The following is a 217-nucleotide window of genomic DNA, read 5'->3' on the forward strand; positions in this document are numbered from 1 at the left end:
TGTCGTTTCCTGTACCCTGGGCGTCTAAAGTGACTGTTGGTGCAGTGGTATCAACTTCACCACCAGTTGCTATTGCTGTCGTGGAATTACCAGCTGCATCGGTAGCAGTCGCTTCCACCGTGTAGCTACCTTCAGCCAGTTCTGCAGGGACATCGGCACTGAAGGTACCGTCAGGTTGCACGGTAGCGGTGACGGTTTGTGCATCGCCGTTGGCATC

1 protein-coding gene is annotated in these 217 nt (G+C 54.8%); it reads right to left on the reverse strand.

The genetic code is table 11. The annotated features are described in order from the left end of the window. Positions 1 to 217: Ig-like domain-containing protein (locus ACXAGR_RS23855; protein WP_474852938.1), on the reverse strand; the 217-nt coding region annotated here is incomplete at both ends.

Source organism: Alteromonas sp. ABH4_457, from assembly GCF_056160625.1.